This window comes from Candidatus Neomarinimicrobiota bacterium (assembly GCA_041862535.1).
Lineage (GTDB): Bacteria > Fidelibacterota > Marinisomatia > SCGC-AAA003-L08 > TS1B11.
The window spans coordinates 1-6,493 of sequence record JBGVTM010000199.1 but is presented as its reverse complement, the minus strand read 5'-3'; the positions used below and the strand labels follow the sequence as shown (position 1 = coordinate 6,493).

The 6,493-nt window shown below is 55.2% G+C and carries 7 protein-coding genes; 2 read left to right on the top strand and 5 right to left on the bottom strand.

What is annotated here, in order from left to right; genetic code table 11:
• From ACETWG_07110 to ACETWG_07100, 3 genes are all read right to left on the bottom strand, one after another.
• Window positions 1–1,509 (bottom strand): hypothetical protein (locus ACETWG_07110; protein ID MFB0516356.1); only part of this gene is annotated, 1,509 nt, incomplete at its 3' end.
• A 147-nt stretch (window positions 1,510–1,656) separates the two neighbouring features.
• Window positions 1,657–2,130 carry a 6-pyruvoyl tetrahydropterin synthase family protein gene (locus ACETWG_07105; protein MFB0516355.1) on the bottom strand — a complete coding sequence of 158 codons (474 nt, stop codon included), beginning with the start codon at window positions 2,128–2,130 and terminating at the stop codon, window positions 1,657–1,659.
• Window positions 2,131–2,155: 25 nt separating this feature from the next.
• Window positions 2,156–2,692 (bottom strand): Pycsar system effector family protein, encoded by a 537-nt coding sequence (locus ACETWG_07100; protein MFB0516354.1) that lies wholly within the window; start codon window positions 2,690–2,692, stop codon window positions 2,156–2,158.
• A 100-nt stretch (window positions 2,693–2,792) separates the two neighbouring features.
• Here ACETWG_07100 and radC point away from each other — a divergent pair, with 100 nt between their 5' ends.
• On the top strand, window positions 2,793–3,476 hold the full coding sequence (gene radC / locus ACETWG_07095; protein ID MFB0516353.1) for a DNA repair protein RadC: 684 nt from the start codon (window positions 2,793–2,795) through the stop codon (window positions 3,474–3,476).
• A 217-nt stretch (window positions 3,477–3,693) separates the two neighbouring features.
• A complete protein-coding gene (locus tag ACETWG_07090) occupies window positions 3,694–4,050 on the top strand; it encodes an ArsR/SmtB family transcription factor (protein MFB0516352.1) in 357 nt (118 codons plus the stop codon).
• Between the two features lie 61 nt (window positions 4,051–4,111).
• Here the strand turns inward: ACETWG_07090 and ACETWG_07085 are convergent, their stop codons facing one another.
• Entirely contained in the window at window positions 4,112–5,389 is a 1,278-nt protein-coding gene (locus ACETWG_07085) for a M24 family metallopeptidase (GenBank protein ID MFB0516351.1), read from the bottom strand.
• 28 nt (window positions 5,390–5,417) lie between these two features.
• Window positions 5,418–6,302, bottom strand: coding sequence for an SDR family NAD(P)-dependent oxidoreductase (locus tag ACETWG_07080; GenBank protein MFB0516350.1), 885 nt, complete (start codon window positions 6,300–6,302; stop codon window positions 5,418–5,420).
• Window positions 6,303–6,493: the final 191 nt, after the last annotated feature.

Here is a 6,493-nt window from a genome sequence, read left to right as displayed (position 1 = left end):
GATACCGGTATAATAAGACCACTCCGGGACGCGACGCTCTATGTAAACGTATATTGTGGCCTGGACCGGCCATTGCCCCACATCCACGTATTCATACCAGTATATGTAGATCTCCCAATAAGATAGTAACGCATCCCCCCGGAAAGCGGAAAGCAGGCTGTCCACGACCCGGGTGAACTCCGGTATGTCTTTCGTTATATTCTCATAGGAATCTTCACCACCATCCCAACTGCTATACCAGTATTGCCGATGGTAGGTATAATATCCAGCCGTGGTGACGTCAATCATGCCGGATAGCTGACTATCGAAACTCTCCCAGTCATAATCGTAGGATGTATCCCGGCCCACAGTGACGGTATAGTCCGGCAGCAGGGACTTGAAGTCCTGAACCGGATTGTCAAACAGCTCGTTGAAGTCAAAGGTGAGGTCAGTTTCCGTACCATCGTCATCCCAGTCTTCCGTTAGTGTGATTCCATTCAGGAAATAATCGCGAAATTCCTCATTGTACCTGGTCACTGAATCCAGATCGGCCTCCTCCAGTTCACCGGGTGTGATCGTGATGATATCATCCGATTGATCGTCGGTCTCGGCTTTGAGAAAAGCGACCGCATCATCCAGCTTATAGGAGGCCTCTAACAGGGTCTCCTTTGCCTTCGCTATCTGGCCTGCGCCGTTGGGCCGCAAGCTGAGAAAGCCGCTGCCCTGAGCCAGAAACTCGATGACCGCCGCACTGTCGTAGGCGCTGGGACCAACCGTGTAGGCTACCGCGACGCTGCAAAAGGATCGCAGCAGGTTCACCGCTGTCTCCAACACGTACAGTTCGGTGAGGTCAAATTCGACCGCGTCTTCCTCCAGATCACCCTGCATCTTGGGGGTGATGGTGAACGCGTAGCTGGGATCATCATCCACGACATCGAACCGTTCCAGGGCATAATCCAGTCTGGGTAGAAAAACGCTCTCGATAATGTCCTGGATGTCCCCGATGGTGGGTGGATCGCTCACTGCCAGCTTAAAGAGGTTCAAATAAGAATAGGCCATCCCTTTTTCATTCAGCTTCTGAATAGGGGACCGCCCACCGGGTCCCGGCAACAGCCAGCCCCATGACAGGGCCAGCGAACCGAAATCCTCGGCCACAAATGCGCTCCCGGTATCCAGAAATGCCTCCCAGGCCTCAAAAACCTGCTGCACATCCGGCTCCTGGCCGAAAATAAGCAGCTCGGTTAAGCCCGCGCCAAAGTTGGCATCCAGATTGTTCGCATCCAGCGCAATGGCTTCTTTAAAAAGGCCGTTGGAAGTGGTGAAATCAACGTCCCCGGGTTGATCGATCTCATCATTTTCCACTGAATTAATTAAGGTGTAAAACTCATTCTCCAAAACGGCAATGGCCTCCGACGCTTTCGCCGCGGCAGCTTCAGCGTCCACTTCCTCATCGACCAGCGTTTCTTCACACCCTGATATGAACAGAAAAAGGGCTGTAAATAGAAAAAGACACCTTATGATTTTTCGCATCGGTTTATCCCTCCAGTTAATCATTTTGCTATCCCGTCAGATTTTCGGGATATGGCATTAATTGGTATTTATAAAATACGCACGATCGAAGCTAAAAACGGTATAAAAAGACTTGAAAATATACGCGGATAGGGCTGTCGATTTGTTCTATGGCACCTCTACCCAGCTGCTGGGCGTCTCCAGCAAGCGGATGTGGGCTACCGACAGGGGCCGGTCCAGTACACGCTGCAGCTCCTTCTGGAGCACCTCCCGGAGGTGAATCGCTATGTTTTCCGCCGTGGTGTTAAAATCAACGACATAGTGCTTCTGCTTCTCCAGCTGTAGAAAATCAAGCAGGGGGGTATCTTGATCATAAACGATAGTGGTGTGGTCCAGGTGCTCCTTAATCCAACCCTGGCAGGCCCGTTTGATGTCCGCAAAATCCACGGCCAGTCCCATAGCGTCCATCTCACCCGCCACCGTCACCTCTACCTCGTACTCGTGGCCATGGAGCGAGGCGCAGGGACCCTGATAACCGTGCGTCAGGCGATGGGCCATGCTCCACCGGAAGCGCTTGACGACCTTCATGCTGGTAATGCGCTTGATGCCTCCCCGTTTGCGGTATGATATGATTTTCGGCACACCGGCCCCCTACTGGAAGCTCTCATCAAGACAACGATTCCAGTCCCCCTTTGATAAACGTTGAAAGGATCATCAGCAGTTCAGCGCCAAGGGCAACGATGAAACAATAGATCCCCCGGCGCAGGTGGCTGTTCTTGATCCAGTTGATCGTGGCCAGGGCATGTACCTGGCGGCTCAACAAACGAACAGCGTAATCATCATCCTCCTCAATTTCTCGCAGGAAGGCATAATAATCATCACTGGAAGGAAACTTCTGGATACCACCGAAGAAAGTGGGGTCCAGTCGGTAGGGATTTCCCTTGGCAGAGCGCGCTTCCCGGTGAAGACGGGGCTGGATGGTGTTCACTAGGCTCCAGATGGTGAGAAATGCCGGCCCAAAATAAATCGCAAGCAGGGCAATAATGAAAATGTTAAGCACCAGCATGCGGTAGTAAACAATAAAGAAGACCATGAAGACCCCCAGAACCGAGAGCAGCGCATAGGCCTTCTGATCGGTGCGCGCAAGAATAGACTGCTCGCTCTGGAGGATATGGAATAGCAGCTGGAAACTTTGACCGGGCATCCATACCTAATTTATGCCCCCTTTTGGGAGTTGCAAAGGGCGCTGAAAGCATGCAACTTTTTTGGTTGTTAACACCGATCTAGGCACCAGGAGACAAGCCTTGACTACCAATACACATTCACCCGAGGGACACTACCGCCGCTTGCGGGAGCGATTCCTCGCTAATGGACTGGACGGTTTCCTGGATTACGAGGTGGTCGAACTGCTGCTGAAGCTGGCCGACCCCAGGCCCGACCACAAGCCTACCGCCAAGGCCCTCATGACCAAGTTCGGCTCGTTAGGGGCCGTCCTGGATGCACCACCAAGCCTGCTTAAAAACGTTAAGGGTGTCGGAGATAAGAACATCTTTGGTCTCCGGCTGGTACAGGCCGTGGCGCGCCGATACTTGAAAGAAGAAATAATTGGGAAGGACTACATCCAATCGGCCAGCCAGGTGCTGACTTACCTGACCCATCGTCTGAAAAACCGCAACCGGGAGCAGTTCCTGATCATCCTGCTTAACGGCCGCAACCAGCTCATCGATCTGGTTACCCTCTTTGAGGGCAGCCTCACCACCAGCGCGGTCTACCCCCGGGAAGTGATCAAGCTCGTCCTGGAACGGGATGCCGCAGCGGTCATATTCGTGCACAATCACCCCTCCGGCAACCTCTCTCCCAGTCAGGACGACCACCGCATCACCGAGCGGCTTAAACAAGCCTGCCAGAGCATCGATGTGCAAGTCCACGACCATCTCATCATCGGCGGCAACGATTACTTCTCCTTCGCGGACAACGGACTATTATGATCCCCACCCTATGGTAAAGTGACCCGGAAAGACGGCAAATAGCAGTTGCACTTTCCTGTATTTGCACATATGTTCATGTATCGAATATGAAGCAAAAGGCCACTTCGCTTGCAGTGGCAAGGTACGTGCCAGCTATTTCCTACGTTTTCATACACGCGCACATGCCCAGTAGTTCGATAGGCCAATGATGAGGTGATTCTATCAGGAGAATGTCATCATGATCGACCGATCCTCAACCCGTTCCAAGGTTAAAACGCCGGTGCTGGAGGGTACCCAGCGGCATCTGGCCTCCCTGAAAGACCTGCCCGCCAGAACCAGTAGTTTCAGCCTGCTGGGAGATCCTACCCGCCTGAAGGTTCTCCTGAGCCTCGCCCACGCCAGAGAGCTCTGCGTCTCCGACCTCGCCGATATTCTGGGGATGGATACCTCCGCTGTATCCCACCAGCTGCGCAAGCTCAAAGACGGCGGCCTCGTCTCCAATTACCGGGAAGGACCCACCATCTACTACCAGTTGCAGCCGGAGGCTATCAGGGAAACATTGGCCTACGCCCGGTCCTTATTGATCAAGGGCTGAGTAACTCACCCTCACCCTGCAATGGTAGCGGCGCCAGGGTCCCGAAAACCGTCGTCACGGCTTATCTGATCAACCACAGCTCGGTCTGGGGTTCACCCAGCACCTCGCAGCCGCTCTCGGTGACCACCACATCTTCTTCAATGCCTACATTGATATGGCCGCCGAGCCGGGGCTCATCAGTATTGAGCGCCGGTTCCACCGCGATGGTCATGCCCGGTTCCAGCGTAAAAAAGCCCAGACGGCCATAACGCTCCGGCCAGTCAGGCGCCAGCAGGGGACCGATGTCGTGCACCTGGGTGCCAATGGGATGGCCGGCGGCATAGGGATAGCCCTTGTAACCCCGCTCCTCAAGGACTGATCGCGCCGCGGCATCCACCAGGTTGCCCGTCACCCCCGGCTTGATGACCGCCAGGGCCGCCCGATTGGTCGCCAGGCCGTCCTCCCACAACTTGAGCACAAATCCCGGGGCCTGGAGATCACCCTTATTCAAAACATAGGCCGTGCGCTGGATGTCGCTGGAATAGCCCTGCACCTTGAAACATACGTCACCCCGCAGCAGGTCACCTCGCTGGATAACCCGCTCGCTGGGGTCCGAGTGTCCCCGCGCCGGTCCCGCTACGATACTAATCCAGGACTCCTCTATACCCAGCTGCCGGGCCCGGCGGCGCAGGTAGGTGGCTACGTCCAGCTCGGTGGTCTTCCCCGGCTTGATCACCTTGCCGGAAAAGGCTTCCCGTAAGATCAGTTGGGTCTTTTCCGCCGCCTCCCGCACCGCGGCCACTTCCACCGGCAGCTTCCGACTGAATAGAGAAATGATCAGCTCCTCCGCTGAGACGAAGCGATCCTTGTACTCCGGCAGGACTTCCTCCAGGTAGTTCAGCATCCCGGTAGTGAGCCCGTCAGCCATGGGAACGTCGCGGGAGAAATTGACCGCGATACTCCGGGGCTTCAGCTCCGCTACCACCGGCGGCAAATGCGGACGGATGCCCTCCTCCCGGTATGCAATGACCGTGTCATAAAGGGCACTGCTGATTATAGGCTCCACATCGTAGGAAGCCGCGATGGCGATGCGGCGATAATCGCCATCAGGCGTCCGGGCAAAGATCAGCGCCGCACGAGCCACCATGTGCTCACTGCCCAGCCGCTTCAGGAGCGGATCTGTGGCCCCCTCCCTGGTGAAAGTGAGCCAGCAGTCCAGCCCTTTCTCCTCCAGCAGCTGTGGCAGTAGCACCGTCAGGCGCTCCTGGCGAACGTTGGCCAGGTCAGCGGAACTCTCCCCCACCCCGGCAACAAGAGAGCACACCAGGACTAGGATGATAAGCGGAAGTGTCGTTTGCATGTACTATCTCCTTTATTGATAGGTAGCGCTATTGATGCATTCTCCAGCCCCCGCCGACGTAAATGAGTTGTCCCGAGAGCCAGCGGGCCTGTTCTGAAGCGACAAAGACAATCACATCGGCAACATCTTCGGGTTGACCAACGCGGCGCAGGGGCGCTTGCTCAGCAAGGTCAGCTTCCATATCCGGCGTCATGTAGCCGGTCTGAATCGGGCCCGGAGCAACGATGTTGACTGTGATGCCGTACTTGCCGATCTCGGCGGCCGCGGAGCGGCTGTAAGATTCGATGGCATGTTTGCTGGCGGCGTAACTGACGTTGGCCGGGTGTGCATGGGCGGCATCGGTGCTGATGTTAATGATCCGGCCCCAACTGGCCTCCCGTTTTAAATAACGATTGATGTATTCGGACATCATGAGAGCGTAGGCCCGTGCATTGACGGCAAAGTGGGCGTCGATGCTGGTGGCTGTGATCAATCGCACTGCGTATTCTCCGAACCATCTATAATCCTCGCTGGTCAGCGCCGGATCGAACGTTTCCAGAACATCGTAAGTGTGATTGTTTACCAGAATATCCACTGGTCCAAGCTCTGCTTCGCATAAATCGAACAACACCGGAATATTAGCCCAATCGGCCAGATCGGCCTCATAAGCAAAGACGACTCCGCCATGCGCTTGGATATGGCGGACGAACGGTTCAGCCGATTGCTGCTGCATGGCCCGGAAGTACTTATCCCCTCCAATGCCAGCGGTCCGGGCCTCCCTTAACTCCTCCGCAGAGTAGGGACAGGGCTCCCGGAAGTAGGTGACGAATACCTTGGTACCCTGGACCGCAAATGCTTTCGCCGTCGCTGCCCCGATGCCGTGATTGGCGCCGGTGATAAGGACGACCTTGTTTTCGAGCTGCGGATCAATCATGGTTCTTCACCTTGATTCTAAAATAGAGCAAACGCATACCGCGTGCGATCCTCCAACGATCCTTCCACAAAAAATACACTGTCCCCAATCGAGCCGAAGGCCGGGTTGTGCAATCATTGGGAGCTGTCCATAGTGATTCCTGTATGACTGACTTGAAAGCCCTGAAACTGAATCCCGAGTATGACCAGATT